Origin of the sequence: Labrys sp. (in: a-proteobacteria) (genome assembly GCF_047605565.1) — a bacterium.
Lineage (GTDB): Bacteria > Pseudomonadota > Alphaproteobacteria > Rhizobiales > Labraceae > Labrys > Labrys neptuniae.
Map to the genome: position 1 here is coordinate 19469 of NZ_JASGFM010000028.1, position 26456 is coordinate 45924.

At 64.8% G+C, this 26456-nt stretch carries 27 protein-coding genes; 16 read left to right on the forward strand and 11 right to left on the reverse strand.

Features of this window, described 5'->3' with window-relative positions:
* Nucleotides 1–47 precede the first annotated feature (47 nt).
* The 11 genes from QM672_RS22070 (at nucleotide 48) to QM672_RS22120 (ending at nucleotide 8251) form a co-directional block, all read left to right on the forward strand.
* Nucleotides 48–482, forward strand: a complete 435-nt coding sequence (locus QM672_RS22070; RefSeq protein ID WP_415085145.1) for a hypothetical protein — start codon at nucleotides 48–50, stop codon at nucleotides 480–482.
* A gap of 32 nt (nucleotides 483–514) precedes the next feature.
* On the forward strand, nucleotides 515–1327 hold the full coding sequence (gene sctJ, locus QM672_RS22075) for a type III secretion system inner membrane ring lipoprotein SctJ (RefSeq protein ID WP_311936335.1): 813 nt from the start codon (nucleotides 515–517) through the stop codon (nucleotides 1325–1327).
* Nucleotides 1324–1938, forward strand: a complete 615-nt coding sequence (locus tag QM672_RS22080) for a hypothetical protein (RefSeq protein WP_415085148.1) — start codon at nucleotides 1324–1326, stop codon at nucleotides 1936–1938. The genes sctJ and QM672_RS22080 overlap by 4 nt, the downstream gene beginning before the upstream one ends.
* Nucleotides 1939–1941: 3 nt before the next feature.
* Nucleotides 1942–2565 (forward strand): type III secretion system stator protein SctL, encoded by a 624-nt coding sequence (gene sctL / locus QM672_RS22085; RefSeq protein ID WP_415085150.1) that lies wholly within the window; start codon nucleotides 1942–1944, stop codon nucleotides 2563–2565.
* Nucleotides 2562–3914: a FliI/YscN family ATPase gene (locus tag QM672_RS22090; protein ID WP_415085152.1), complete on the forward strand. Its 1353-nt coding sequence runs from the start codon at nucleotides 2562–2564 to the stop codon at nucleotides 3912–3914. The genes sctL and QM672_RS22090 overlap by 4 nt, the downstream gene beginning before the upstream one ends.
* Complete coding sequence (gene sctO / locus QM672_RS22095) at nucleotides 3907–4407, forward strand: type III secretion system stalk subunit SctO (RefSeq protein ID WP_311936342.1); 501 nt, start codon at nucleotides 3907–3909, stop codon at nucleotides 4405–4407. Before QM672_RS22090 ends, sctO begins: the two co-directional genes overlap by 8 nt.
* 145 nt (nucleotides 4408–4552) lie before the next feature.
* Entirely contained in the window at nucleotides 4553–5494 is a 942-nt protein-coding gene (sctQ, locus tag QM672_RS22100) for a type III secretion system cytoplasmic ring protein SctQ (protein WP_415085154.1), read from the forward strand.
* Nucleotides 5487–6140, forward strand: a complete 654-nt coding sequence (sctR, locus tag QM672_RS22105; RefSeq protein ID WP_311936348.1) for a type III secretion system export apparatus subunit SctR — start codon at nucleotides 5487–5489, stop codon at nucleotides 6138–6140. The genes sctQ and sctR overlap by 8 nt, the downstream gene beginning before the upstream one ends.
* A gap of 24 nt (nucleotides 6141–6164) precedes the next feature.
* Nucleotides 6165–6437: an EscS/YscS/HrcS family type III secretion system export apparatus protein gene (locus tag QM672_RS22110; protein WP_068281421.1), complete on the forward strand. Its 273-nt coding sequence runs from the start codon at nucleotides 6165–6167 to the stop codon at nucleotides 6435–6437.
* A complete protein-coding gene (gene sctT, locus QM672_RS22115) occupies nucleotides 6437–7243 on the forward strand; it encodes a type III secretion system export apparatus subunit SctT (RefSeq protein WP_311936350.1) in 807 nt (268 codons plus the stop codon). The genes QM672_RS22110 and sctT overlap by 1 nt, the downstream gene beginning before the upstream one ends.
* A 222-nt stretch (nucleotides 7244–7465) precedes the next feature.
* Nucleotides 7466–8251, forward strand: a complete 786-nt coding sequence (locus QM672_RS22120; RefSeq protein WP_311936352.1) for a putative hydro-lyase — start codon at nucleotides 7466–7468, stop codon at nucleotides 8249–8251.
* 16 nt (nucleotides 8252–8267) lie between these two features.
* Here QM672_RS22120 and QM672_RS22125 read toward each other — a convergent pair whose 3' ends face one another.
* The 11 genes from QM672_RS22125 to QM672_RS22175 all read right to left on the reverse strand — a co-directional run bounded on the left by QM672_RS22125 (nucleotide 8268) and on the right by QM672_RS22175 (nucleotide 20255).
* The gene (locus QM672_RS22125; protein WP_415085157.1) at nucleotides 8268–9338 is read right to left on the reverse strand and encodes an LLM class flavin-dependent oxidoreductase; all 1071 of its coding nucleotides are present in this window, start codon (nucleotides 9336–9338) and stop codon (nucleotides 8268–8270) included.
* Between the two features lie 154 nt (nucleotides 9339–9492).
* Nucleotides 9493–10377 (reverse strand): ABC transporter permease, encoded by an 885-nt coding sequence (locus QM672_RS22130; protein ID WP_311936358.1) that lies wholly within the window; start codon nucleotides 10375–10377, stop codon nucleotides 9493–9495.
* Nucleotides 10374–11282, reverse strand: a complete 909-nt coding sequence (locus tag QM672_RS22135; RefSeq protein WP_415085160.1) for an ABC transporter ATP-binding protein — start codon at nucleotides 11280–11282, stop codon at nucleotides 10374–10376. Before QM672_RS22135 ends, QM672_RS22130 begins: the two co-directional genes overlap by 4 nt.
* A gap of 47 nt (nucleotides 11283–11329) precedes the next feature.
* Nucleotides 11330–12340, reverse strand: coding sequence for an ABC transporter substrate-binding protein (locus tag QM672_RS22140; protein ID WP_415085162.1), 1011 nt, complete (start codon nucleotides 12338–12340; stop codon nucleotides 11330–11332).
* A gap of 179 nt (nucleotides 12341–12519) precedes the next feature.
* Complete coding sequence (locus QM672_RS22145) at nucleotides 12520–13554, reverse strand: NADP-dependent oxidoreductase (RefSeq protein WP_415085164.1); 1035 nt, start codon at nucleotides 13552–13554, stop codon at nucleotides 12520–12522.
* A 324-nt stretch (nucleotides 13555–13878) separates the two neighbouring features.
* Nucleotides 13879–14316, reverse strand: a complete 438-nt coding sequence (locus tag QM672_RS22150; RefSeq protein ID WP_149249587.1) for an RpiB/LacA/LacB family sugar-phosphate isomerase — start codon at nucleotides 14314–14316, stop codon at nucleotides 13879–13881.
* 45 nt (nucleotides 14317–14361) lie between these two features.
* Entirely contained in the window at nucleotides 14362–15129 is a 768-nt protein-coding gene (locus tag QM672_RS22155; RefSeq protein ID WP_415085166.1) for a triose-phosphate isomerase, read from the reverse strand.
* A 64-nt stretch (nucleotides 15130–15193) separates the two neighbouring features.
* Entirely contained in the window at nucleotides 15194–16183 is a 990-nt protein-coding gene (locus QM672_RS22160) for a sugar-binding transcriptional regulator (RefSeq protein ID WP_367626062.1), read from the reverse strand.
* Nucleotides 16176–17108 (reverse strand): sugar phosphate isomerase/epimerase family protein, encoded by a 933-nt coding sequence (locus tag QM672_RS22165; protein WP_415085169.1) that lies wholly within the window; start codon nucleotides 17106–17108, stop codon nucleotides 16176–16178. Before QM672_RS22165 ends, QM672_RS22160 begins: the two co-directional genes overlap by 8 nt.
* A gap of 7 nt (nucleotides 17109–17115) precedes the next feature.
* Nucleotides 17116–18657 (reverse strand): glycerol-3-phosphate dehydrogenase, encoded by a 1542-nt coding sequence (locus QM672_RS22170; protein WP_415085171.1) that lies wholly within the window; start codon nucleotides 18655–18657, stop codon nucleotides 17116–17118.
* Nucleotides 18654–20255 carry an FGGY-family carbohydrate kinase gene (locus QM672_RS22175; protein WP_415085173.1) on the reverse strand — a complete coding sequence of 534 codons (1602 nt, stop codon included), beginning with the start codon at nucleotides 20253–20255 and terminating at the stop codon, nucleotides 18654–18656. The genes QM672_RS22170 and QM672_RS22175 overlap by 4 nt, the downstream gene beginning before the upstream one ends.
* A 727-nt stretch (nucleotides 20256–20982) precedes the next feature.
* Between QM672_RS22175 and QM672_RS22180 the strand changes: the two genes are divergently transcribed.
* The 5 genes from QM672_RS22180 (at nucleotide 20983) to QM672_RS22200 (ending at nucleotide 26412) form a co-directional block, all read left to right on the forward strand.
* Nucleotides 20983–21639, forward strand: a complete 657-nt coding sequence (locus tag QM672_RS22180) for a DUF2291 family protein (RefSeq protein ID WP_415085175.1) — start codon at nucleotides 20983–20985, stop codon at nucleotides 21637–21639.
* On the forward strand, nucleotides 21636–23180 hold the full coding sequence (locus QM672_RS22185) for a sugar ABC transporter ATP-binding protein (protein WP_415085177.1): 1545 nt from the start codon (nucleotides 21636–21638) through the stop codon (nucleotides 23178–23180). Before QM672_RS22180 ends, QM672_RS22185 begins: the two co-directional genes overlap by 4 nt.
* A 128-nt stretch (nucleotides 23181–23308) precedes the next feature.
* Nucleotides 23309–24352, forward strand: a complete 1044-nt coding sequence (locus tag QM672_RS22190; protein ID WP_394313527.1) for an ABC transporter permease — start codon at nucleotides 23309–23311, stop codon at nucleotides 24350–24352.
* Nucleotides 24353–24458: 106 nt separating this feature from the next.
* Entirely contained in the window at nucleotides 24459–25406 is a 948-nt protein-coding gene (locus QM672_RS22195) for a D-ribose ABC transporter substrate-binding protein (RefSeq protein ID WP_068281436.1), read from the forward strand.
* Nucleotides 25407–25545: 139 nt separating this feature from the next.
* Nucleotides 25546–26412, forward strand: coding sequence for a DeoR/GlpR family DNA-binding transcription regulator (locus QM672_RS22200; protein WP_415085180.1), 867 nt, complete (start codon nucleotides 25546–25548; stop codon nucleotides 26410–26412).
* The last annotated feature ends 44 nt before the right edge of the window (nucleotides 26413–26456 follow it).

Genomic DNA, 26456 nt, shown 5'->3' on the forward strand with positions numbered 1-26456 from the left:
CTGGAACCGGAAGGCAGGCCCCAATCGGCGATCGATGAGGAATGAACATGCAGCTTGCAGACGCTGCCATAGGCGCGGTTTCGGCGGCACCCACCCAGTTCCAACCGCCCCAGCCACAGGCGAATGTCGAGCATCAGCTCTTCGACTATCTCGTGGAGATGGAAAAGAGCGTTAGCAGAACCGGGCAGCCCAATGATCCCGCCGCCCTCGTCGGCGGTGCCCTCCACTCGCTCGAAGGGGTGGTGCAGCAGGCCCAGTCGGCCTTTGCCAAGAACGGGCCCCAGACGGGTTCCGCCCCGCCGGCCGGCGAAGGAACCGGCAATGCGGCGGCCGGCAATGAAGGGCCACCGGGCCAGCCGAACGCGGATCTGACGCTGGATCGCGCCATTTCCTTCATGTGGGCGGCAGCCAATGTCTCCGTCGCCATCAACAGCGTGACGGCCGCCACCGGCTCGGTCAACACGCTGATCAAACAGCAATAGTGCGTGGCGGGGGCTCCGTGAGGCCAGTATCGATGCATCGGTTGCCGGCCTGGCTGCGCCGGTTCGGCACCGTCTTTGCTCTTGTCGGCGTGCTGTTCCTGCAGGCCTGCACAGTGGAACTCTATACCGGCCTCAGCCAGCGCCAGGGCAACGAAGTGGTCGCCGCCCTGGTGCGCAAGGGCATTCCCGCCCAGCGCCAGATCGACAAGGAAGGTACGGTGACCGTCCTGGTCGACAAGGCGCGCTTTGCCGAAGCCATGTCCGTGCTCGACGCGATCGGGCTGCCGAAGGAGAAATTCGCCACCCTCGGCCAGGTGTTCAAGCGCGACGGGCTCGTCTCCTCCCCGGTGGAGGAACGCGCGGCGATGATCTACGGCCTCAGCCAGGAACTCTCGCAAACCATCTCCGACATCGACGGCGTGCTGTCGGCCCGCGTCCATCTCGTCCTGCCGGAGAACGATCCGCTCAAGCAGCAACTGGTGCCGTCCTCGGCATCGGTCTTCATCCGCCATCGCACCTCGGTCGACATGAAGGAACTGGTGCCGCAGGTGAAGATGCTGGTTGCCAACGGCGTTGCCGGCCTGACCTATGACAATGTTTCGGTCATCCTCGTGCCGGTCGCGGCGGCGGTCGAGCCGACCACGAGCGAGCCGGGCCTCACGAACTTCATGGGCATCTGGCTGCATCCCGACGACCTCGCGCGTGCCATGTGGATCGTCTATGGGCTGATCGCCATGGTCGTGCTCCTGGTCGGGAGCCTGGCCTATCTTCACTGGCGGCGGCGGCGCGATGTCTACACTCTCGACAGCGCTCCTCCCCTTCGCGCCGTGAAGAGGGCGCCATGACCGGCAAGATCGATGCTGACCAGGCCTGGCAGTCCTTTCTGCACAAGCCGGCCCTTCATGCGATTGCGGCGCGCCTGGTTCCCTGTTTCGGCGGCTCGCTGGGTGACGAGGCTTGCGCCCATATGCTGACTGCCGGGCGGCTGGAGGCAAGGCTCTCCAGCCTGATCGGCGAGCATTACGGCTTTTCTCCCCAGGAGCCGCAGGTCGATGAAGGCGACCGGGCCATCGCGCTCTGCGACCCGGACGCGCTGGCCGATATCGCGCTGAAAGCCGGCGCGATCTACTGGGCCGCCGCTTTCGCCGGCGTGATCCGCCGTGAGACCACGGCGGCACTGCATGCGCAACTCGGCGAAGCGCTCTGTGAATTCGCGGTGGTCAATCGCGACCTTGCCGGTCCCGAACAGGACCTCGATCCGATCGCCGGCCTGGCGGGGCGGGTCACGGCCGATGGCTGGCGCTGCCTCGGCGCCTGGTGCGATGCCCTGCCGGCGGGTGTCGGGATGCGGGTCCGCCTCAAGCTGCCGCCCCGTCCGGAACTCGATGGCATCGGACCGGCGCCTTCTACGCAATTGGGCCCGCCGATCGTGCGGCGGGCCGCTGGCTCGAGGTAGAAGATGGCAGGGCAGGACACAGGCCCCCTGGCCGATCGACCCAGGCGCCCGACCGGGCGCATCCTGCGCGCGGCGGAGGCAAGGGCCTGGCAGGACGGCTATGGCTTTCTGGAAACCGCGCGGCAGGACGCCGGACACCTGCGCGAGGCAGGACGGCGGGCCTATGCCGCCGAATATGCGCAGGGCTATGAAGACGGGCTTGCCCAAGGCAAACGGGAGGCTGCACGTCTCGTCACCGAGACGACGGCCAAGCTCGATCGCTATTTCGAGGGTGTCGAAAACCAGGTCAGCGGCCTGGTACTGGAAGTCGCCCGGCGCCTGCTGGGCAGCTTCGATCTCGACGAACTCGTCGCCAAGATCGCCCGCCAGGCCGTCGCCGAGGTCAGGCAGGCCAAATATCTCAGGCTCACCGTTCACCCCGATTCATATGGCAGGGTTCGCGAGGAACTCGACGCACTCACGCGGGAGCGGCAATTCGGCTTCCCCATCGAGGTCGAGACCGATCCTGCCCTCGCGCGTGATGCCTGCATCGTAGCGAGTGAGGCCGCCGTGATCGATGCCGGTATCGGAACCCAGCTCGATGCCGTCGCCGCTGCACTCGGGTCGGCGAGAAAGGCGGCGTCATGACCGACGCCTCCATCGACATCGACGCGAGACTCGCCGACATCGTTCCGCGCCTCGGCAAGCGGCTGCGGGAAGAGAACCAGCGAACACGAAGCGGGCGGGTGCGCGAAGTCGTCGGGGTCGTCATCCATGCCACGGTGGAAGAGGCGCGGCTCGGCGAAATCTGCGACCTGGTCGATCCGAAGACGGGCCGCCGCGTCAGGGCCGAGGTCGTCGGCATTGCCGATGGTTCTGCCGTGCTGGTTCCGCTCGACGACCTGGCCGGCCTGTCGAGCCTGACCGAAGTGATTCCGGTGGCGGCCCAGCTGCAGATCGGCGTCGGTCCGGGCCTGCTCGGCCGCGTGGTAAGCGCTCTTGGCGAGCCGCTCGACGGCCGGCCGCTCTATGGCGATACCCTCGATGACCGGCGCCCCGTACACGCTTTCCCTCCGTCGCCGCTCTCGCGCGGGCTGATCAGCGAACCGATCCAGCTCGGCATCCGCGCGCTCGACGGCATGCTTACCTGTGCCCGCGGCCAGCGCATCGGCCTGTTCGGTGAGCCAGGTATCGGCAAATCGACCCTGCTCGCCAATATCGTACGCGGCACCGACGCGGATGTGGCTGTGGTCGCGCTGGTAGGCGAGCGCGGCCGCGAAGTGCGCGAATTCGTCGAGCATGCGCTGGGCCCCGAGGGCATGGCGCGTACCGTCATCGTTGCGGCAACCTCGGACAGGCCGGCGATCGAACGCGTCAAGGCCGCCTTCGTCGCCACCACCATCGCCGAATATTTCCGCGACCGGGGCCAGCATGTCCTGCTGGCGATGGACAACATCACACGCTTCGCCCGAGCCCAGCGCGAAATCGGCCTGGCCTCGGGCGAACCGCCGACACGGCGCGGCTTTCCGCCCTCCCTTTTCGCGGCGTTGCCGCGCCTGCTCGAGCGGGCCGGCCCGGGGCAGATCGGCACCATCACCGGCCTCTACAGTGTGCTGCTCGAAGGGGACGGCACGCTCGACCCGGTGGCCGAGGAGCTGCAGGCATTGCTCGACGGCCATGTCTTCCTGTCGAGCGATCTGGCCCGGCGCGACCATTTCCCGGCCATCGACATCCTGCGCAGCAGAAGCCGCCTGATGAATGCGGTGGTCTCGCAGCAGCACCGCGCCGACGCGACCCACATACGCGAGCTGATGTCGCGCCACGCCGAGGTGGAACTGCTGGTGCGCATCGGCGAATACCAGAAAGGCAGCGACGCCGTCGCCGATGAAGCCGTCGCCAAGATCGACCGGATCAATGCCTTCCTGCGTCAGCCCTCCGACCAGCAGGAAGCCATGGAACACACTGCCGAACGCTTGCGGGATATCGTCAATGGCTAGGCCGGCGATCATCTCCCAGCTCCACAGGATCCGCAGCTTGCGCGAGCGACGCGCCCTGGAAGCGGTTGCCCACCAGCAGCGCCTGGCTCGCGAAGCACAGGATCGGGCGCGATCGGCGGCCAGCGCGCTCGCCACTCGCCTCGAGCAGGCTGCGGCCGACGAACGAGCCTCCTTCGTCGATCTCATGGGCCGGCCGCTGACGGCCCAGGACCTGCTGGCGCTGCGCGGCCGCTTCCAGCTTACCGCCAGCGAAGTGGAGCAGCTGCGGCAGGCGACGGAAGAGGCGAGGCAGGCTGAAGCCGGGCAGCAGCAAAAGCTGATGCAGGTACGCGAGGACCACCACGCCCGGCGCAAGGCCGTCGAGAAACTGACCCGTCTCGTCGACGAGATGAGATCGCGCAGCAGGCGCCGGCTGGAGGCGATCGAGGAAATCACGATCGAGGAGGAAGCGACCCTCGCGGCCGCGTCAAAGCTCAAGCCAGGAAGAGCGTGATTTTCGCATGCATCAGAGACTAGCGGCACTTGGAAAAACGCGACAGCGCCCTGCGGCCGCCCCCCCGGTCTCGGCGGCCCGCCTGCAAGCGATCACCCCTGCGGATGCCGCGGCCCTCAACGCCTTCTATCGCCATCGTCCGCCTGTGAAGATCCGCATTGCCGGTGAGGAGTTCCTGCTTTCCGTCCTGTGGCAACCGGCGGTGGATCCGGACACGACCACCGCCATCGACTTCAAGGTCGGTGCCGCAACGGGCCGTCTTTGTCTCGCGCCTGCACAGTTCGAACGCTGGCTGGCGCGGGCCAATCCCGGCGCCACAGTCGGGCCGCCGGCCCCCGCGCATGCTGCCCTGCTGCTGGAATCTTACCTGCGGGATGAGATCGCCTGGCTGGAACAGCAACTGGACGGGACGATCGAGCTGATCGCAGCCACCGGGCTCAGCTCCCCGCCCGATATGCCCTTCGCGTTTGCCCTCCGGCCCACTGGCCAGGCCGAAAGCGCCTGCTTTCTGCAGGCGGACACCACGCTCGCCACCAGGATCGGCCGTATCCTCGACACCGCATCGGGCAAGCCTGCCGTTCGCCGGCTCGATCTGCCCCTGCCCGTCAGCCTCTGGTGGGCCGCGACCAGCCTTTCGGTGGGGGAACTGCGTACCCTCCAGCCCGGCGACATCGTCATGACCGATGGCTGGACCCGCGGAGCGCAAACGGTCCTGGTGGTGCTGGCCGGGCGCCGGGCGGCGCTGGCGGAGCCGATCGGACAGAGCGGCAGACTTGTTTCGGCGCCGATGCCGATCAGCAAAACGAGATGGGGATGGATCATGGATGAACCACAATCGGCAAGCGGACAGCCTGACGACGCGGGCCTGGAGGATTTGCCGGTGACGGTCGTCTTCGAACTCGCCCGCATGACGATGCCTTTGCACGAGGTCAGCCGGCTCGCTGCCGGTTCCATCGTGCCGCTCCCCGAGCTTTCCGAGCCTGCGGTCGATCTCGTGGCCAATGGCAAGCGCATCGGTCGCGGAGAGATCGTGAAGGTCGGTGACGGCATGGGAGTGCGTATCGTTCGCACGGCAACTGATGCTTGAGGGCTCGCCCAATCTTCTCGGCCTTCTCGTCGCGGTCGGCCTGGTCGGCATTCTGCCGCTGGCCGTAGTGACCATGACGGGTTTCCTGAAGATCTCCGTCGTCCTCTTCCTCATCCGTAACGCGCTCGGCGTCCAGCAGACACCGCCCAACCTGGTGATCTACGGCATCGCCCTGGTGCTGACGGTCTATGTGACGACGCCCTTGATCGGCGAGATCTCGGGACGTCTGCAGCAGGAAAACATCCAGTTCCAGACCACGCAGGACCTGACGCGCGCGGCCGAGCTGGCCCGCGAACCGCTCAAGCAGCATCTGCTGCGCTACACCCAGCCCCAGGAGCGCCAGTTCTTCCTGGACGGCACCAAGCGGCTGTGGCCGGAACCGGCACGGGCGGAAGTGAAGGATGACGACCTGCAGATCCTGGTGCCGGCCTTCGTCGCCTCCGAACTGACGCGGGCCTTCGAGATCGGCTTCCTGCTCTACCTGCCGTTCCTCATCATCGATGTGGTGGTCGCCAATGTGCTGATGACGCTGGGCATGATCATGGTCTCGCCGACACTGATATCCATTCCGCTGAAACTGCTGCTCTTCGTGGCGATCGACGGCTGGTCGCGCCTGATGCACGGCCTGATCCTCAGCTACAATTGACGGTTGCACCGCAAGGACCGCCCGATGGCCAATGATTTCATTCTTGCCAAGGTCCAGAGTGCCCTATGGATGGTGCTGATCCTCTCCGGGCCTGCCATCGTGGCGGCGCTGGTCGTCGGCCTGCTCATCGGCTTTGCCCAGGCACTGACCCAGATCCAGGACCAGAGCCTGCCGCAGACCGTCAAGCTGGTCGTGGTTCTCGTCGTCATCCTGCTGGTCGGCCCGCTCCTCGGCTACCAGATCGCCAACGAGGCGTCCAAGGTCATGGACGAGTTTCCCGTCGTGACGCGCCAGTGATGGAAAACCTGTTTGCATCCCTCAAGGGGCTGGAAACCCTGGTCCTGGCCAGTGCCCTGGCCACGGCGCGCATCGTCGGCCTGGTCGCGCTGATGCCGCTGTTCTCCCGTACCCGGCTGGCCGGGATCCTGCGCACCGGCGTGGCGTTGGCGCTGGCGCTGCCGGTCATCCCGATGACCGTCGACATTGCCGGGCGCGGCCATGTCGACGCGCCCATGATGCTCATGCTGATGCTCAAGGAAGTGGTGATCGGCGCCCTGCTCGGCTTCGTGCTCGGCATCCCGTTCTGGGCAGCAGAGGCCGCTGGCAACATCGTCGACCTGCAGCGCGGCTCGACCATGGGCACGCTGATCGATCCGATGATGACGCATGAGACGAGCGCCACGGGCACGCTGCTGATGATCGTCATGGTGGGCATCTATCTGGCCGCCGGCGGCCTTCATCATACCTTGAGCGCGCTGTACGACAGCTATGCGCTCTGGGCGATCGACAGTCTCTCGCCGATCTTCAGCCGGGATGCTGGCGCCATCCTGCTGACCTTGCTGACGCGCATTCTCGGCATGGCGCTGACACTGGTGGCGCCTCTGATCGTCAGCCTGCTGCTTTCGGACGTCGTGCTCGCCTTTCTCGCCCGCGCCTCGCCGCACCTCAATATTTTTGCCCTGTCGCTGGTGGTGAAGACCCTCGTCTTCAGCCTCGTCTCGGTGCTCTATGCCGCCTTCCTCATCCATTACATGACCAGCGATCTCGCCTTCCTGGACCAGGGCGTAAACGACCTCAAAGCACTTGTCGGTGGAGCGAGGTAGCGATGGTCGCAAAAGCCAAAACAAACTGCCCGGTCATAAGGAACCTGTGCGAGCGCTCGGGCCGGCAGCCGAACAACAAAGAGCCGTTCCAGCCATCGAAAGAACCAAAAAATATAATAATTCTAATCGCTTGTTCGAGATTTCTCTACTCTCGCAGCAAGCTGGGGGCCACAGAAATCAATGGGACGTCCACACATCGCGACGAGGTACGAAGAATTCCGCATGGTCGGCGCGACCAGTCTGCGCGAAGCGATCAGGCTCGGCCACTATCGCGGCCACACCGCCGGCCTGGCGGATGGCAAGCTGCAGGCAGACGTCATCATCCTGCCGAACAGCCTTGCCGACGACTTCCTGGAATATTGCATGCGCAACCCCAAATCGCTGCCCCTGGTCGGCGTCAATCGGGCCGGAGATCCTAGCCTGCCTACTCTCGGCGAAATCGACGTGCGTACCGACCTGCCGCAATATGATGTCTTCCATGCCGGGCCACAGACCTGGAGCAGGACCGACATCATCAGCCTGTGGCGTGACGATCTGGTCGCCTTCGCACTCGGCGGCACATTCAGCTTCGAGCATATGCTCCGACGGAACCGGATCGAGGTGCGCCATGTCGCCATGAGCCAGAACGTGCCGCTCTATCGCTCCTCAATCCGTACCCAGGGCGTGGGCATGTTCGGCGGCTACATGGTCGTCTCGATGCGGCCGATCCGAAAGGATCTCGTCGACAGGGCTCGCGCCATGACGGCACGTTTTCCGCACGCCCATGGCTCGCCGGTCCATGTCGGCGATCCCGCGGAGATCGGCATCGACGACGTCGACAGCCCCGACTGGGGCGATGCCGTCGATGTCCGTCCCGACGAGATTCCCGTCTTCTGGGCTTCCGGCCTGACGGCGCAAAGCGTGCTGAAATGCTCGACGCCGGAGATGTTCATCACCAATACGCCAGGGCACATGCTGATAACCGATCTCGACGCCGATGCCGATGTCGGCCAGATCAGGCTGTTTTAGCTGTTCGGCACCGGCATCAATCGCGCAGCAGTGGCAGCAATCGTTCGCCCTGGCGCTTGATCTCGGACAGATAGGGCGTATCGGAAAGCACGAAATGCGTGATGCCGAGATCGCGATATTTGCGCAGTGAATTGGCGACATCGGCGGCCGAGCCGACCAGCCAGGTCGTGCCGGCACCGCCTCCGCCGAACTTGCCGGGGGCGGTATAGAGATTGTCGTCGAGCACGTCGCCGCGCGAGGCAAGATCGAGCAATCGGCGCTGCCCCTCGGCGACGGCCTGGCGGTGGTCGTGCCAGCCGGCGCCGTTGGTCCTGGCCATCTCGGCAACCTTCGCCTCGGCATCGGCCCAGGCCTGCTCCCTGGTGTCACGGACAAGCGTCGTGATCCGCAGGCCGAACTCCAGGGGTGGAAGATCGCGGTCCAGCGCCTTGCTCAAAGCCTTGAGGCGTTCGATGCGCTCCTGGACGCCACCGCGCGGCTCCCCCCAAAACAGCTGGACATCGGCCTCGGTTGCGGAGACTCGTTCCGCCGCCTCCGAAGCGCCCCCGAAATAGAGACGGGGATGCCGACGCTCGCCACGCGGGGCAATGCGCGGCGCCACGGCAGAGCCGGCAACCCGGAAGTGCTCGCCTTCAAAGGTGACGTTCTCTTCGGTCCAAAGCCTGCGCACCAGGCGCATGAATTCCCGGGTGCGGGCATAACGGTGCGCCTGCTCCCCCTCAGCATCGCCATAGGCCGCCAGATTGTCCAGACCCGACACGACGTTCACGCGCACGCGGCCGCCGCTGAGCTGATCGAGCGTGGCGGCGGCGGAGGCGAACTGGGCCGGCTGCCAATAGCCGGGCCGGATGGCGATCAGCGGCTCGAAAGTGGTGGTCCGTACGGTAAGGGCAGTGGCAAGAGTGAAGGTATCGGGCCGGCCCCAGCCGGTGCCGATCAGTGCGCCCTTCCAGCCATGGTCCTCCAGAGCCCGGGCATGGCTGGTCAGCGTCTCCAGGCTGTTGTGATCCGCGGCGGCCGCGTCGCCGCGATGGCCGGCCCCGACGTCATTGGGGATGTACCACAGATATTCGCCCGTCCCGCTCATGGCGTTGGCCCGCCATTGCCCGTGGCTGCGGAGCCGTGGTGATCGCCGGTTTGGCGCGCTTCGCTACTCGACATGGTCGGTCTTTCCGTAAGCATTCCTGATGTCCTCGAGGGCGACCGCCAGTCGAAGACGGACTGTGAGACGACGGGCAAGGTCAGCGCACCTGCCCCCAGCGACGGATGGTGATCCTCTCCAATGTCGCGAACACCACATTCTCCATGACGAGCCCGATCAGGATCACGAGGGCGAGGCCAGCGAAGACACGGTCGGTGTAGAGTTCGTTGCGGTTTTGAAAGATGAACCAGCCGAGCCCACCCTTGCCGGACGAAGCGCCGAACACCAGTTCCGCCGCGATCAGCGTGCGCCACGCAAAGGCCCAGCCGATCTTCAGCCCGGAAAGGATGGCGGGCAAGGCGGCGGGTACCAGGATCTGAAGGACGTAGCGCACGCCCCGCAGGCCATAATTGCGGCCCGTCATGCGCAGGGTCTCGGGCACGGCCTGGAAACCGGCGAAGATGTTGAGGGAAAGCGGCCACAACACCGAATGGATCAGCACGAAGACCAGGCTGCCGGCGCCGAGCCCGAACCAGAGCAGCGCCAGCGGAAGCAGGGCGATGGCGGGCAGCGGGTTGAACATGGCCGTCAGGGTCGAGAGCAAATCCCGGCCCACTTGGGTTGCAACCGCGAGCGTGGTCAGCGCGAAGGCGAGGACGATGCCGGCGACATATCCCTGGACGAGCACGAGGAGCGACAGCCTCACCCGCTCGGGCAGCTCGCCGCTGGCCATGTCGGCTATGAAGGCCCGCGCGGTCGCCATGAAGGTCGGCAGCAAGAGGTCATTGTCCTGATAGCGGGCAAGAACTTCCCACAGCAGCGCGAGGGCCATGAGTATCAGGCTCTTGCGCAGCCAGCCCTGTTGCCAGAGACGGGTCGCCAGCGGCAGCCGGCGTTCGAGCGCCACTTCGACGAAGGGCGGGAGGTCGCGCTCGAATTCCGGGCGGACAGGTGGAACGAGCGATCCGTTCGAGACCATGCTCATCCCCGTCCTCGCATGCCAATCCTCGCTTCGACCGCGCCTTCCGGCTCCTTCGCCTCCTCCTCGAACAGCAGGCGATGGATATGCTGGCTCGCGGCCTGAAAGGCCGTCCCGCCACTGCTCGTCAGGTCCCATTCATGGCTGTTGATCTCCGCGCGCACCCGGCCCGGACGTGGCGAGAGCAGCGCCACGCGGTTGCCGACGACAAGCGCTTCCTCGATGGAATGGGTGACGAACAGCAGGGTGAAGCGCACCTCGTCCCACAGGCGCAGCAGTTCCTCCTGCATCTTGCGCCGCGTCAGGGCATCGAGCGCCGCGAAAGGCTCATCCATCAGCAGGATTTCCGGCTGCATGGCGAGCGCCCTGGCGATTGCCACCCGCTGCTTCATGCCCCCCGAGAGCTGGTGCGGGAAGACGTCCGCGAAGCTGGCAAGCCCGACCTTGTCGAGGTAATGCAGGGCTCGCTCCCGCGCCTGGTGGCGCGGCAGGCGTCCGGATGCGACGAGCGGGAAGACCACATTCTGCAACACCGTCTTCCACGGCGGCAGCTGATCGAATTCCTGGAAAACCACGATACGGTCGGGGCCCGGCGCGCGTATCGGCCGCCCCCTGAGCACGAACTCCCCTTCGACCGGCCTGATGAACCCCGCCGCTGCCTTCAACAGTGTGGACTTGCCGCAGCCCGACGGCCCGAGCAGGACGAAACGATCGCCCTCATAGACGTCGAGATCCACCCTATGTGTGGCCCGGACGACCTGATGGCGGGTTGCATATTCCAAAGTCACCGAACGCGCCTGCAGCAAAGGGGCTGGCAAGGCGTTCTCGACAGCTGGCTGCAGTGCACGCGAAACATCACGCGGCTTGGAGAAGACTGGTTTGGAAAAACCCTGCAGGAGGCTGTCCGTCATGCGGTCCGCCGATCACTCATCTCAGTACCATTTTTGGAACGGCGCATTCAGCTGCCGCCGGATATGCGCGGCTCGTCGAAGAAATAGTCCGACAGGCTCTTCGGCTCGTTCTTGATGGCGCCGACGCGGTGCAGGAACTGGCCAAGCCCCAGCGTGTTGTCGGGAGCGATCTTGAAGCTGACTTCCGGGTTCTTGATGATCTTGAGGAGCAGGTTGCGGTCTGTCTTGGCGCCGGCCACCTCCAGGTAGATATCGGCCGCCGCCTCGGGATTGTCACGGATGAACCTGGCGGCCTCGTCGAGACCGTCGAGGAAGGCCCTGTAGGTCTTGGGACTTTCCTCGACGAATTTCTCCGTGGCGTAGAGCACCGTCGAGGAGGCCTGCCCGCCCTGCACGTCATAGGATTTGAGCACGACATGCGCCTTGGGATTGTCGGCGAGTTCCTGTTCCTGGAAGGGCGGGTTGCCGAAATGGGCGGTGATCTCTGTGCCACCCTTGATCACCGCCGCCGCGGCTTCCGGATGCGGCAGCGCGACCGAGATCTTGTCCAGCCTGTCATAATCGGCATCGCCCCATTGCTTGGCCGAGGCCCATTGCAGGATGCGCGACTGCACCGAGACGCCGACGGCCGGCAGCGCGATGCGGTCCTTGTCGGTGAAGTCGGCGATCGTCTTCACATTGGCGTTATTGGTAACGAGGTAATAGGGAAAATTGCCCAGCGAAGCGACGCCCTTGACGTTCTGCTTGCCATGGGTGCGATCCCACAAGGTGAAGAGCGGTCCGACCCCAGCCCCCGCAATGTCGATGCTGCCCGACAGCAGCGCATCGTTCACCGCTGCCCCGCCCGAGAGCTTGACGAATTCGACATCGATGTCGACGCCTGCGGCCTTGCCGTGCTTTTCGAACAGCTTCTGGGCCTGCGCGACATTGAGCGTGAGATAGACGACCCCGAATTGCTGGGCGATGCGCAGTTTGCCCTCTTCTGCCTCTGCCGCCGAGGCAAACAGCAATCCCGCACCGGCCAGCAGCCCGATCATCGCCCGCATATGACGCCTCATGAAACACCCGTTCGTCGCTGGAAATTCCTCCAAATATAGAAAGTCTATTGAATTAGTCAATTTTATGCTGCGAGCGAGCCTTTTCGGAGCGCGCGGACGTCTCGTCCGCTCTTGGAAACGTTGCGTCCGGTTGGCGGGAAGAGGCGGACGGGACGTCCGCGCACCCGGGAACGGCGCTGCTATTCGGGAGCGACACGCACCACGAGCTTGCCGAAATTGCGGCCCTCGAGCAGGCCGATGAGGGCTTGCGGCGCCTTGTCCAGACCGTCCACGAAATCCTCCTTGTGGCGGAGACGCCCCGAGGCGATCCATTCCGCCGCCTCGCGATAGAAGGCGGCGCGCTGGTCGGCGAATTCGCGCTGGATGAAACCGCGGATGAGAAGGCTCTTGCTCAGGACATCCCGCATCATCGAGGGCAAGCGATCGGGACCAGGAAAGGCATCCGGGCCGGCATTGTATTGCGCGATCAAGCCGCAGACGGGGATACGGGCAAAATCGTTGAGCAGCGGAAACACCGCATCCCATACGCGGCCGCCGACATTCTCGAAATAGATGTCGATCCCCTTGGGGCAGGCAGCGGCGAGCTGGGCGGCGAAATCGGGAGCATGGTGATCGACCACGGCGTCGAAGCCGAGTTCATCGCGCACGAAGGCGCATTTGTCGGCACCACCCGCAATCCCGACGGCCCGGGCGCCCTTGATCCGGGCAATCTGGCCGACGACCGAGCCGACAGCACCAGATGCCGCAGCAACGACGACGGTCTCGCCGGGCTTGGGCTGGCCGATGGTCAGCAACCCGGCGTACGCCGTGAAGCCGGGCATGCCGAGCACCCCGAGCGCCGTACTCAACGGCGCCGCCTTGGGGTCGAGCTTGCGCAACCCCACGCCATCGGACAGCGCGAAGCTCTGCCAGCCGGAATGGGAGAGCACGATATCGCCCTCCCGGTAATCGGGATGGCGCGAACATATCACGCGGGCGACGGTACCTCCCTCCATGACATCCCCGATCGCCACGGGCTTGGCATAGGATTTGGCGGCGCTCATGCGGCCGCGCATATAGGGATCGAGCGAGAGATAGAGGATCTGCAGGAGGAGCTGCCCGTCCGCAGGCTCGCCGACCGGCACATTTTCGAACCTGAAATCGTTCGGGGAAGGCGCGCCGACGGGCCGGGAGGCAAGCACTATTCGCCGATTGATGAGGGTTGACGTCGTCATGCTCGAGCCGGCCTCCGTTCTGTGTGTTTCAAGAACGCCCGTTTTCCGGCTACCGAATGTCAGGCGCCGGCAACAGGACGCCAGTTGCATTTAAGCGCGCTTGCGGAAATGTCATCGCCGGTCCCGCTCATATTTTCGTGCGATGGAGCACCGGCCCGGATGACGGATCACCCAAGCCGCGAGCCGACGCCAGGATGACGACCAGCGGGAGACGGCCCCTGTGTCCCGCGCATCATCTCTCCTTCGGCTGCCTGCTTCCCATCCTTTTTGATGCATTTCAGACGGAAGCCCAGGAGGCTTCCGTCTCTCACCGCAGATCGTCGATCACTTTCGGGCGTCGAGCTGGTCGATAGCCTGCACGTTCCCGGCCGAAGGGCCCTCAGGATCGAAATTCGACGACAGCCAGGTATCGACGATGGCCTTGGCGAGTTCCGGACCGACGACGCGCGCACCCATGGTGATGATCTGGGCGTTGTTCGACTTGGCTGCGCGTTCCGCCGAATAGGTGTCATGGGTGAGAGCCGCCCGGATGCCCGGCACCTTGTTGGCGGAGATGCACACGCCGATGCCGGTGCCGCAAAACAGGATGGCGCGATCATGCTTGTGATCGACGACGTCCTGCCCGACCTTTGCGGCGAGGTCTGCGTAATAGCCCGACTGGCTGAGATCTGTGACCTCCAGGTCCGGGCGATTGGCCAGATGCGCAGCGATGACGTCGAGCAGGGGCTTGCCCGCGCTGTCGGCTCCAAGTGCGATTTTCATGACGGTCTTCCTTCCTTGTATAAGTGAGATCGGTTGCACTAGGGGCTATGCCGACAGGGCCCGGGCCGTGCGTTCGAGGATGTCGAGATAGCCTTCGGCCTGCCAGGCGGAGCGCCCGATGAAGAGCCCGTCGATATGGGGCTGGCCAATGAGGTCGGCGGCATTGGCCGGATTGACACTGCCGCCATAGAGAACCGCAGGAGATGTCCCGAGCCGGTTCGCCGCCACCTTCTTGATCAGGGCCTGCTGGCGATCGGCATAGTCGGCGCTGGCGGGAATGCCGTTTTCGCCGATGGCCCAGACCGGTTCATAGGCGAAGATGATCTCGACAGCAGGCTTGCCGTCGCCAAGCTGCGCGAGCGCGCCCTCGACCTGGGCTGCGAGCACCTCTTCGGCCCTGCCGCTCTCGCGTTCCGCCAAGGTCTCGCCGACGCAGACCAGCGGTATCAGGCCGTGCTTGATGGCTGCCGCCGTCTTCAGGCCGACGGTGCGATCCGTCTCGCCGAAATGCTCCCGCCGCTCGCTATGGCCGAGCTCGACCAGGTCGAGGCCGCAATCGCGCAGCATCGGCGGCGAAATTTCGCCGGTCCAGGCTCCCGCATCGGCCCAATGCATGTTCTGCGCACCGACCTTCACGCGCGTCCCGGCGAGCGCCTTTTTGACCTCGCGCACCAGGGTAAAGGGCGGGATGACGAAGGGCTGCAGGCGATCGTCGACCGAAGCCAGTGCCTGAGCCAAGGCTTTCGCGAAAGCCAGACCCTCTTCCAGGGTCTTGTTCATCTTCCAGCTGGTGCCGACCCAGTGACGTGTCATTTTCCAAGTATCTCCGTGCCGACCACGACCGGCCGACTTGCAAATCGGTACGTTTCAGACAGACCTAGCCGAGCAGCGCCCGTGCCGTGGCCTCGTCGGTGATCAGTCCTCGCAGGCGACCGCTGAGCAGTACGGCCCGGATCGCCTCGAGCTTGTGCGCCCCGCCCGCAATGCCGACGATGTGGTCATCGGCCCGTCCGTTCAGGGCCACGCCCAGGGTCCGCGCGGTCAGCGGGTTTTCGAGCACCCGCCCCTGTGCGTCGAAGAAATAGCCGAGCATTTCGCCCACGCCGCCCTCGGCCTTGATGTCCCGGATCTCCTGCGGGTGCATCATGCCGGACGAAACGAGCTGGGCGTCGGCATCGACCGAGCCGATGCCCACCACCTTCAGCTCCGCGCCATTGGCCATGGCGAGCACCTCGCTGATGCCGCGCTGGGCGAGCAGGACTGCCTTGTCCTCAGCGGAGTTGGCGAAGAACGGCACCGGCATCACATAGGCCTGTGCACCGGTCTTTTCCGCGATGGAGTGCATGACGTCATGCGGGTTGACGGCATAATTGCGGGTAAGCACGCCGAGCAGCGAGACGAAACGCATTTGGCCGGCCGCGATGCGGGACATATGCGCGACGGCCGATGTCAGGGTCCGCCCATGGCTGAGGCCGATGGTGCGATGGTCGCCGCGTTCGATCTCGCGCCGCAGGAACCCCGCCCCGGCCTGGCCGAGCGCGCGCAGCGGGATGCCCTCCTCGCCGAGATCGGGCGCGACTTCGCAATGATCGAGATGGAAGCGCCGGCAGAGTTCCGCTTCCAGCTCGACGCATTCGACGATGTCGCCGTCGATGGAAACCTTGACCACCCCGCTCGCCACCGCCCGCGCAATGAGGCGATGGGTCTTCACCGAGGGCAGGCCGAGCCGCTTGGCCACCGCCGCCTGGGTGAGGCCGCCAACATAATGCAGCCAGGCGGCGCGGCAGGCGAGGGATTCCTCCAGCTCGTTCTCGGTGACGGCGCGTCCGGTCCCGCCTCCCCGCCCCGTTCCTTTTGCGTCAGACATGAAGATCCTCCGCGCCTGTCTCGATGAAGGGCGCCCAGAAGGCGATGCTCTCGGCAATCTGGGGAATGACCTGGCGATCGTTGGGCTCGCGTTCCTTGAAGCTCAGCTCCAGGCAGATCTCGTTGTCGTCGGCACCACCCTCGGCCAGGGCGGTCAGCAACGGTTCGGGCTGGATCCGGCCCCTGGCATTGAACTCGGCCGTGAAGGGCCGATGCCCTCCCTTGTCCATCAGGCTCTGCTTGATGTGGATGATCGGGGACACCTTCGGTACGGCCCGCGCCCAGGCATAGGGGTCGTAGTCGTCGGGGTTGGACGAGGTGACGTCGCCATGATCGATATCGGCCATCATCCACATCGGCACGGCCATGTCGGCCGCCGTCAGGCGCCGCTGCAGTGACAGGCAGGCCTCGATGGTTTCGCCGAATTCGCGGCCGATGCTCATCGGCTCCCAGAAGACGGAGGTCAGGCCGGCGGTCTTGGCATGCTCGGCGACCTCGGCCCAGCAGTCGATGGCGATCCGGATCAGCTCCTCACGCCTGATGGCATCGTCGTAATCGGCAAAAGTGAAGATGGCGAATTGCGTGCCGACCGACGTGCCGCCGAGATCGCCGATGATGTCGGCGAAGGTCTTGAACCAGTCGACATAATAGCGGCGCACATCCGGATCGGGATGTCCAAAATGGTTGAGCCGACCATAGGGCCCGGTCATGCCGCTGGTCACGCGCACACCGGTGCGGGCCAAGGCACCGCTCATCTGGCGGACCAGGCGCCGTATGGTGGGCGCCGGCCAGCTCGGATTGATGAATTCATGGGTGAGCTGCAGGTCGCGCAGCCTGAGATCACCAGCCACCGTGTCGATCAGATCGTTGGGATCGGCGAAGCGGTTCACGAGCGGATTGGTATTGAGGGACAGCGTCAGAGGCATCGGCCCCTCAGGCGGAAGCGTTGGAATAGGAAGTCGGCGCCGCTGCGCCCAGGGCAGCGATCTCGCGCTCGAACCAGGCGGTGAAGGCCGCCTTTTCAGGTTCGCTCAGATGGAGATAGTGCTTGGTCCGGCGCACCAGGACGTCCTCGGCGCTGCGGGCCCATTCATGGCCGGCGAGATAGCGCGCCTCGGCCTCGAAGAGGCAGCCGCCGAAATGGCGGCCGAGATCGGCGACACTGCGCGCCGGGCCGACGACCTGTGGCGTGCGCGCGCCATAGGCACGACCATAGTGCTGGAGCAGCCGGTTCGACATCCAGGGATAGGCCGTGCGCAGGCTCTCGACGAAGCTGACATAGTCGGCATTCTCGATCTCGCCGCCAGGCAACTTGGCTTCACGCGTCCAGTCGCCGCCCATTTTGGGGAAGAACTTGCCGAGCCTGTGCAGCGCACGCTCGGAGAGTTCGCGAAAGGTGGTGATCTTGCCGCCGAAGACGTTGAGCAGCGGCACTCCGCCGGTCTCGTCGAGATCGAAGACGTAATCGCGCGTGACGGCGGACGGATTGCCCTTGCCGTCGTCGAAGAGCGGCCGGACCCCCGAGAAAGCGTGCAGCACGTCCTGCCGCCGCAGCTTCTGCTTGAAGTAGCGGTTCACCGCCGTGATCAGGTAGTCGATTTCCTTCTCGTCGGCAGCGACATCCTCGGCAGGCCCCTGATAGGCGATATCGGTGGTGCCGATCAGCGCCATGTCCCCTTCATAGGGATTGATGAAGATCACGCGCTTGTCGTGGTTCTGCACCAGATAGGCCTGCTGCCCCTCCCAGAATTTCGGCACGATGATGTGGCTGCCCTTGACCAGGCGCACATTGCGGGTGGAATTGGAGCCTGCCACCTGCGCGATGATATCGGAGACCCACGGCCCCGCCGCGTTGGCGATGCAGCGCGCCCGGTGCGTGCGGGTTTCGCCTGTCACGGTATCGCGGGTGGTGACGGTCCAGGCCCCCTCCTCCCGCCGCGCCGAGACGGCCGCCGTGCGGGTTAGGATGGTGGCGCCCTTTTCCGCGGCACCGAGCGCATTGAGCGCGACGAGGCGCGCATCATCCACCCAGCAGTCCGAATATTCGAAGCCCTTGGCATATTGGTCGAGGATCGGCGCGCCGACCGGATCGCGCCTGAGATCGAGCACGCGCGTGCCGGGAAGCTTCTTGCGGCCGCCGAGATGGTCGTAGAGGAAGAGGCCGAGACGCACCAGCCAGGCAGGCCTGTCCTGCGGGCTGTGCGGCAGCACGAAGCGCATCGGCCAGATGATGTGGCAGGCCGAGTTCAGCAGGACTTCGCGCTCGATCAGCGCTTCGCGAACCAGGCGGAACTCGTAATATTCCAGATAGCGCAGACCGCCATGCACCAGCTTGCCCGAGCGCGAGGAGGTGCCCTGGGCCAGATCGTCCTTTTCCACCAGCGTCACGGACAGGCCGCGGCCTGCCGCATCGCGGGCGATGCCGGCACCGTTGATGCCGCCGCCGATCACCAGAAGGTCGATCATCTCACTCATACTGCAAGGCTCCTTCCCGCTGCCGATGCAGCGCCCACCCCGCCGGCATCGTGCCGGACGGCCGCAAGCGCTTTCCAGGCCGGGATCAATTCGAGGCGCGAGGCCCTGAAGGCGGGGAACAGTTGGTCGTAAAGGCTCGCCAGGGCCGGATCGGGCGGTTCGGGTGCGCCCAGGAGAGGCGTCACCCACTGGGCGACGCAGGCATCCATGTCCTTGAAGGCGCCGACGGCGACCGCCGCCATCATCGCCGCGCCGGCGGCCCCGGCCTCCTCGCGTGAGGAAACGCGCAACGGGGCGTTGATCGCGGCTGACAGCACGCCGCGCAAAGCGCGCGAGCGCACGGCACCGCCGGCCAGGCGCAGCTCGGCCGGCAGGTCACCCATGGCGGCGTAGCAATCGCGCATGGCCAGGCCGAGCCCCTCGACGACGGCACGCACCAGATCGGCATAGCGATGCCCGGCGGAGAGGCCGATGAAGCCGGCACGGGCATCGGCATCGACGAAGGGACCGCGTTCCCCGGCATCGGAAATATAGGGATGATAGATCAGCGATCCCGGGCGGCTGTCGGCCAGCCAGCCATCGATGCGCTTCACCAAATCCTGATGCGTGACCTTCTGGCCCATCTGGGCAAGGATGTCGGTCGCGATCGTCAACACCCAATCGATGTTGAGCGTGGCCGCCATGTTGGTCTGGACCTGGGTGACGACACCGGGCACCGGCAGGGCGATGACATAGCCGGTGCCTTCAGCATTGAGATGAACGTCTGCGGCCTTCTTGGCCCGCATATGGACGCCGGTCGAGCCGATGGTCGAGCAGGCCGCATCGCCCGAACCACCATAGACACCCGCCCCCAGCGCGGCCATGACCATGTCGACATAGCCCAGGCTCACCGGCGTGCCCGCCAGCAATCCCGTCTGCTCGGCCGCGCGCGCCGTGAGGGCATGCGTGATCTGGCTGCCGTCGATGATCTCCGGCAGCAATTTACGCCGATGCGTCAGGCCGAGGGCCTCCACCACCCCATCGTCATAGCGGCGGGTGCGGAAATTGCCGAAGGTGAAGCTGGCTTCCGACGGATCCGTGGCGCGCACGCCCGTCAGGTTCAGATAGAGCCAGTCCTTGCAATGCAACGCCACCTCGGCCCTGTCGAGCAAGGACGGGTCGTGACGGTCCATATGGGCCATTTGCGACCCCTGCTGGCAGGTATTGAGGCCCGTGCCCGTGGCCTCGAAGCGTGCCCGGTTCAGCGGCGAGGCCGCCAGGCCCTGCACTGTGGGCGCAGCCCGTGCGTCCAGCCATAGCCAGGCATCGGCCATCGGCACATTGTCCGCTCCCACCAGCCAGGTGCCGTCGCCCTGGGCCGTGACGGCGAGCGCAGCGGTGCGCGCCGCGAGGTTTTCGACCTTGCCGGCCAATCCGCGTAGCGCCGTGACACAATCGGCCCAGGTCACCTCCAGTGACTGGGTGGCCGAACCGTCAGGCCCACGTTGGTAGCGATTGGGTACGGACGAGGCCCCGATCTGTCGGCCGCCGAAATCGAAGGCGACGGCCTTGATCACCGAGGTCCCGGCATCCACCCCGATCAGCAGATCAGCGGGCATCGCAACATCCTTTGCGAACTGACGGGTCGACACTTCCGCGCATGAACCATCTCCCAGGCAGGGCCAGGCCTCCCACGTCGCCGACGATTTCCGCCGTGCGCATCGATCTTCGATCACTGTGTTTCATATATCACAAAGATATCATACGTCACGTAATTTATTGCTGAGATAACATATTATTTCATTCGATTGCGCCTGCCTCTAAAAGACGAACGCGCATCCAAAAGCCGGAGCCACCCTCCGGACACCGCAGCCAAAACGAAGCCGAAAATCGCGAGACTCCTCAATTTCCTGAGCTGATTAAACTGATTTAACTTATTGATTAATATACATAAAAATCATATTTTTCGATATTTTACACACCAACTCTTCGGGCTGACGGCCACGCAGTGGACCGCACTGCCACGCCAGAGGCCGCCCCCGCATCATCGAAGGATGCGCACGGCGAGACTGTTCTTTCCAGGAAACTTTTACACCGGTCCAACGAGTCCTTGTTATAACTCTGTTGACGTTTTATAAAACACAGATATAACATATCTCAATGATCAGCGAGAGAGCCGTTCCGGCCCCGCGAAAGCGGGCCGGATCAGCGGCAGAATGGGAGGAGCCATGCTGCGCATTCGGCGCACCGGGTCCGCGCTTGCGGCACAGACCGGCGCGAGCCTCGGCCGGGCATTCCCTCATCCCCGTTTCCTGGTCGCATGCAGCGAAAATGGTGGGCTTCGTCATGAGCAATAGTCATTGTGCATCCGCGAGGGCACCGGCCGCCGCTGGCTGGCGTCGGCTGATCGTGCCCGCGCTTGCCGTTCTCGTCGCCGCGGGCATCGCCTTCGACACCCGCATCGTGCAGATCGGCTCCAAGGACGATGTGCGCCAGGCGGCCTTTTCGCCCGACAGCTACGGCGCCGAGCATTTCCCGCAGGTCAAGGCGGCCATCGAGCAGCGCGCCGTCGAGGCCAAGACCCTCGCACCCGAGATTCTCGCCGACAAGGCGGCAGCCGCCACGAAATACGGAACCGCAGCCTCCACCGGTTCCATCATTCCCGTCCGCCTCACCGGCGTCGCCGGCGAGCAGAAGGCGGGCATCTACAAGCTCACGGTGGATGGGCTGCCGGCCTCCATCGGCGTGCGCGTCCAGACCGGCCCTGCCATCAACGGAACCGATCTTCGCGACGCGCCGGGCGATATCGCCTTCGGCCAGTTCAAGAACCAGATCGAGTATCAGAACGCCGGCTCGGCCATCAATCGCGAGATGAAGAAACAGGTACTCACCGGCATCGACACCGCCAACCTCACCGGCAAGACCCTGGAGATCGTCGGTGCCTTCCGGCTGGTGAACCCGGAAAACTGGCTGATCACACCCGTGGCGGTGACGGTGAAATGAGCCAGGCCCCCTCTCCTTCCGACGCGCAGGCACCCGAGGTCGTGCTGGCCGCCCGCAACGTGGCCAAGTCCTATGGCAATGTCCACGCCCTGAAAGGCGTGAACTTCGACATTCATCGCGGCCAGGTCACGACTTTGTTCGGCGAGAATGGCGCCGGCAAATCGACGCTCATGAAGGTCCTGTCGGGCATCGTGACGCCGACATCGGGCGAGATCCTCCTCGATGGCCAGCCCGTGGTGTTTTCCTCGGCGTCGGATGCCCGCGACCGGGGTATCTCGATCATCCACCAGGAACTCTCCCTCGCACCCAATTTGTCGGTGCGGGACAATATCTTCATGGGGCGCGAGATCATGGGCCTCACCGGCGTCGACTTCGCCAAGGAGGAAGAAGAGACGCGCGCCCTGATGGCCGAACTCGAAGAGGACATCGATCCCCTGACCCCGGTCGGCGAATTGCGGCTCGGCCAGCAGCAGATCGTCGAGATCGCACGCGCCCTCTCGGTCCGGAGCCGCATCCTGATCATGGACGAGCCGACCTCGGCCCTGTCGGCAACGGAAGTGGCGGTGCTCTTCAAGGTCATCGGCGACCTCACCAGCCGGGGCGTATCGATCGTCTACATCTCGCACCACCTCGAGGAAGCGCTCGAGATCACCAATCACGCCGTCGTCTTGCGCGACGGCACCATGACGGCCTATGCCCCGCGTGCCGAGATCGACCTCAAATGGATCGTGCGCAACATGGTGGGCGAGAACTACGATCTCGGCTCCCCGCCGGTGGGCTACGCGTTCGGCGCCACCGCGCTTTCGGTGCGCGAACTCACGGTGCCGGATCCGGCCGGTGGCGGCTACAACGTGGTCGACAAACTGTCGCTGGACGTCAAGGCCGGCGAGATCGTCTGCATCTACGGCCTGATGGGCGCAGGCCGGACCGAATTGCTGGAAACCCTGGCCGGGCGCCTCAAGGCCTCGTCCGGCCAGATCCTGCTGGAGGATGACGAGGTCTCGGGCCTGACCATCGCCCGGCGCATCCAGGCCGGTCTGGCCCTGGTTCCCGAAGACCGGCAGCGCGATGGCCTGGTCCAGACCATGAGCGTGGGCCAGAACCTGTCCCTGGCTTCGATCGCCGACTTCACGCGCGGCCTGTTTACCTCGCTCAGGATCGAGCAGCAGCTGATCGACGACACCATCCGCAAGGTCACGGTCAAGACGGCGGGTGGCGGAGCACCCATCGGCTCGCTGTCCGGCGGCAACCAGCAAAAGGTGGTGATCGGCAAGATGCTGGCCACCAACCCCAGGGTGATCCTGCTCGACGAGCCGAGCCGCGGCATCGACATCGGCGCCAAGGCCGAGGTGTTCCGGCTTCTCGCCGAGGGCGCGCGCCGGGGTCTTGCCGTCGTCTATTCCACTTCCGAAGTCGGCGAATGCCTCTCCGTCGCGCATCGCATCATCGTCATGCGCAAGGGCCGCATCGTCGCCGAATTCGACGCAACCGCAAGCAAGGACGAGATCATGGCCGCCTCCGGCGAAGCCGTCGTCCACTGATCCCCCCGGGGCAAGGCGCATTCAGATGAACCGCACCTTTGCTCTAACTCTTTGTTTCGACACGACCTTGCGACCCCTGCCGATGCCGGCAGATCGCAGAACGCTCTAGGCTTTTAGGAGGCCTGCCCATGTCGCAAACCGCTGCAAGTACGAGCGCCAAGGGGCAAGGATCGAGGCCCGGCCTCGGCCGGCTGCTGCTCGAGGGACGCGCCTTCTTCGCCCTGATCCTCATCGTCGCGGTCTTTTCATTCCTGTCGCCCAACTATTTCACGCTCGGCAATTTCCTGACGATGGCCTCGCACGTCGCCATCTACGGCATCCTGGCGCTCGGCATGCTGCTGGTGATCCTCAACGGCGGAATCGATCTGTCCGTCGGCTCAGTATTGGCCTTGTCCGGCTGCGTCGCCGGCTTCCTGATGGGCGGCGTGACCCTGCAAGTCGCAGGCGTCATCCTCTACCCGCCGGTCTGGGCCATCGTGATCCTGACCCTGGTGGTCGGCGGGCTGGTGGGAGCGCTGAACGGCGTGCTCATCGCCTGGTTCCGGGTGCCTGCCTTCGTGGCGACGCTGGGCGTGATGTATGTCGCCCGCGGTGTGGCGCTGCTGATGACCAACGGCCTCACCTACAACAATCTCTCCGGCCATGCCGATCTCGGCAATACCGGCTTCGAGTGGCTGGGCTTCAACCGCCTGTTCGGCGTGCCGATCTCGGTGCTGATCCTGGCGGCGCTCGCCATCGTCACGGCCCTGGTGCTCGGCCGCTCCGCTTTCGGCCGCTGGCTTTATGCCTCGGGCGGCAATGCCCGCGCCGCCGAATTGTCGGGCGTGCCGGTCAAGCGCGTGCAGATCACCGTCTATACCGTCTCCGGCATCCTGTCGGCGATCGCCGGGCTGGTGCTGTCCTCGCAGCTGACCTCCGCCGGCCCGACCGCAGGCACGACCTATGAACTCACGGCCATCGCCGCCGTGGTGATCGGCGGCGCCGCCCTCACCGGCGGGCGCGGCACGGTCCAGGGCACGATGCTCGGCGCCTTCGTGATCGGCTTCCTGTCGGACGGCCTGGTGATCATCGGCGTGTCCTCCTACTGGCAGACCGTCTTCACCGGCACGGTGATCGTGCTCGCCGTCCTGCTCAACTCGATCCAGTACAAGGCCCGCGGCCGGCAAGGCTAGGAGTCCGCGCAGAAACTTTCCCATTTCGGCAACAACAACAGATCTGCAGTGGGATCGTTGCCGTCTTGCGACGGCAGACAACTTCACCAATCAAGGGAGATGCCCAATGTTCAAAAAAGGCATGCGTTTACTGGTTGCGGCCGTCGCCGTGACCCCGTTGCTGATCGGCTCGGCCTCGGCGGCGGGCCTGATCTCGATCATCGTCACCGATCCGGCCAATCCTTACTGGTTCACCGAGGGCGAGGTCGCCAAGAAGACCGCCGAGCAGCTCGGTTACACCGCCTCGGTCGCCGCCCATAAGGGCGACACCAACACCGAGAGCACGCTGATCGACACTGCCATCACCAACAAGTCCGCCGCCATCATCCTCGATCCGGCCAACGCCGACGGATCGGTCGGTGCGGTCAAGAAGGCCGTCGATGCCGGCATTCCGGTGTTCCTCGTCAATGCCGAGATCAACAAGGAGGGTCTGGCCAAGGCCCAGCTGGTCTCGAACAATGCGCAGGGCGCTGCCGTCGGCGCAGAACAGTGGGTGAATTCGGTCGCCAAGTCGGGCAAATATGTCGAATTGTTCGGCAACCCCGCCGACAACAACGCCGCCACCCGCTCCAACGGCTATGAAACCGTGCTGACGCAATATCCCGACCTGACCAAGTCGGCCCAGGAAGTCGCCAACTGGGATCGCGCCCAGGGCTACCAGAAGATGCAGTCGATGCTGCAGGCCCATCCCGACATCATCGGCGTGATCTCCGGCAATGACGAGATGGCCCTCGGTGCCGTCGCGGCGCTGAAGGAAGCCGGCAAGCTCAAGCAGGTCAAGGTCGGCGGCTTCGACGGCTCGCCCGATGCGGTCGCCGCCATCAAGGCCGGCGAGCTGCAATACACCGTCCTGCAGCCGGTCGCGGTCTTCTCCAAGGAAGCCGTCGTCCAGGCCGACACCTTCATCAAGACCGGCAAGACCGGCGCGGCGACCGAAAAGCAGCTCTTCGACTGCGTCCTGATCACCAAGGACAATGTCGACAAGTATGTCTCGGCCTTCACGCTCGCCAAGTAATGACGAAGCCGGGATGGCTGTTGGCCATCCCGGCTCTCGCAGGGCGTGTCGCGTCCTTCCACAGCGGTGATTGCTGCAGGCAGGCATATTCCCGCGCTTCGGGATATTCTGCCCCGGCACAATCCGGAAACAGACCGACATGACATCGACGAGAGCCACGCAGGACGAAACGCTGGAACAGATCATCGCCGATCAGGTGCCGAGCGACAGCCGCCATGCCCGACAGTTGGCCCGCCGCCAGCTCATCATGCAGGCGGTAATGGCCGAGGGCACCATGCGCATCGAGGAACTGGCGGAACGTTTCGCCATCAGCTTGATGACCGTGCATCGCGATCTCGACGAGTTGATCAATCGCGGCCTGCTGCGCAAGTCGAGGGGCATCGTGTCGGCGACGCCCACCAGCCTGGTCGAATCGAGCGATGTCTATCGCTCCATGCGCCAGGCCGTGGAAAAGCGCGCCATCGCCCAGGTCGCCGCCCAGTTCCTGGAAGCCGGCCAGGCCGTCTTCTTCGACGATTCGACCACCGTGCTGCAGATGGCACCGCATATTGCGGCCCGCGTCCCGCTGACGGCGATCACCAACTCGATCATCCTGATGAACGAGCTGAAGGAAATGAACGACGTGACCCTGCTCGGCCTGGGGGGCCGCTACTACAATTGGTGCAACGCCTTCATGGGTCCGGCCACCACGGCCGAGATCCGCCGCCTTCGCGCCGACTGCGTCTTCCTGTCGATGTCCGCCATCACCGACGACATGGTGTTCCACCAGTCCGCCGAGATGGTCGAGACCAAGCGGGCCATGTTCGACAGTGCGGCCAAGCGGATCCTGCTTGCCGATCACACCAAGTTCCAGCGTCGTGCCCTGCATGCGATGGGCAATCTCAGCGAGTTCGATGCCATCATCGTCGATGACGGCATGGCCCCGCTCCAGGTCGAATTGTTGCGCTCGCGCGGCATCAACATCGTGATCGCGCCGCTCAAGCTGCGCTCATCCCATCCTGCGTGACGATATCCGGCATTTCGTCCGGCGGTCTCGCATCATCTGCAACA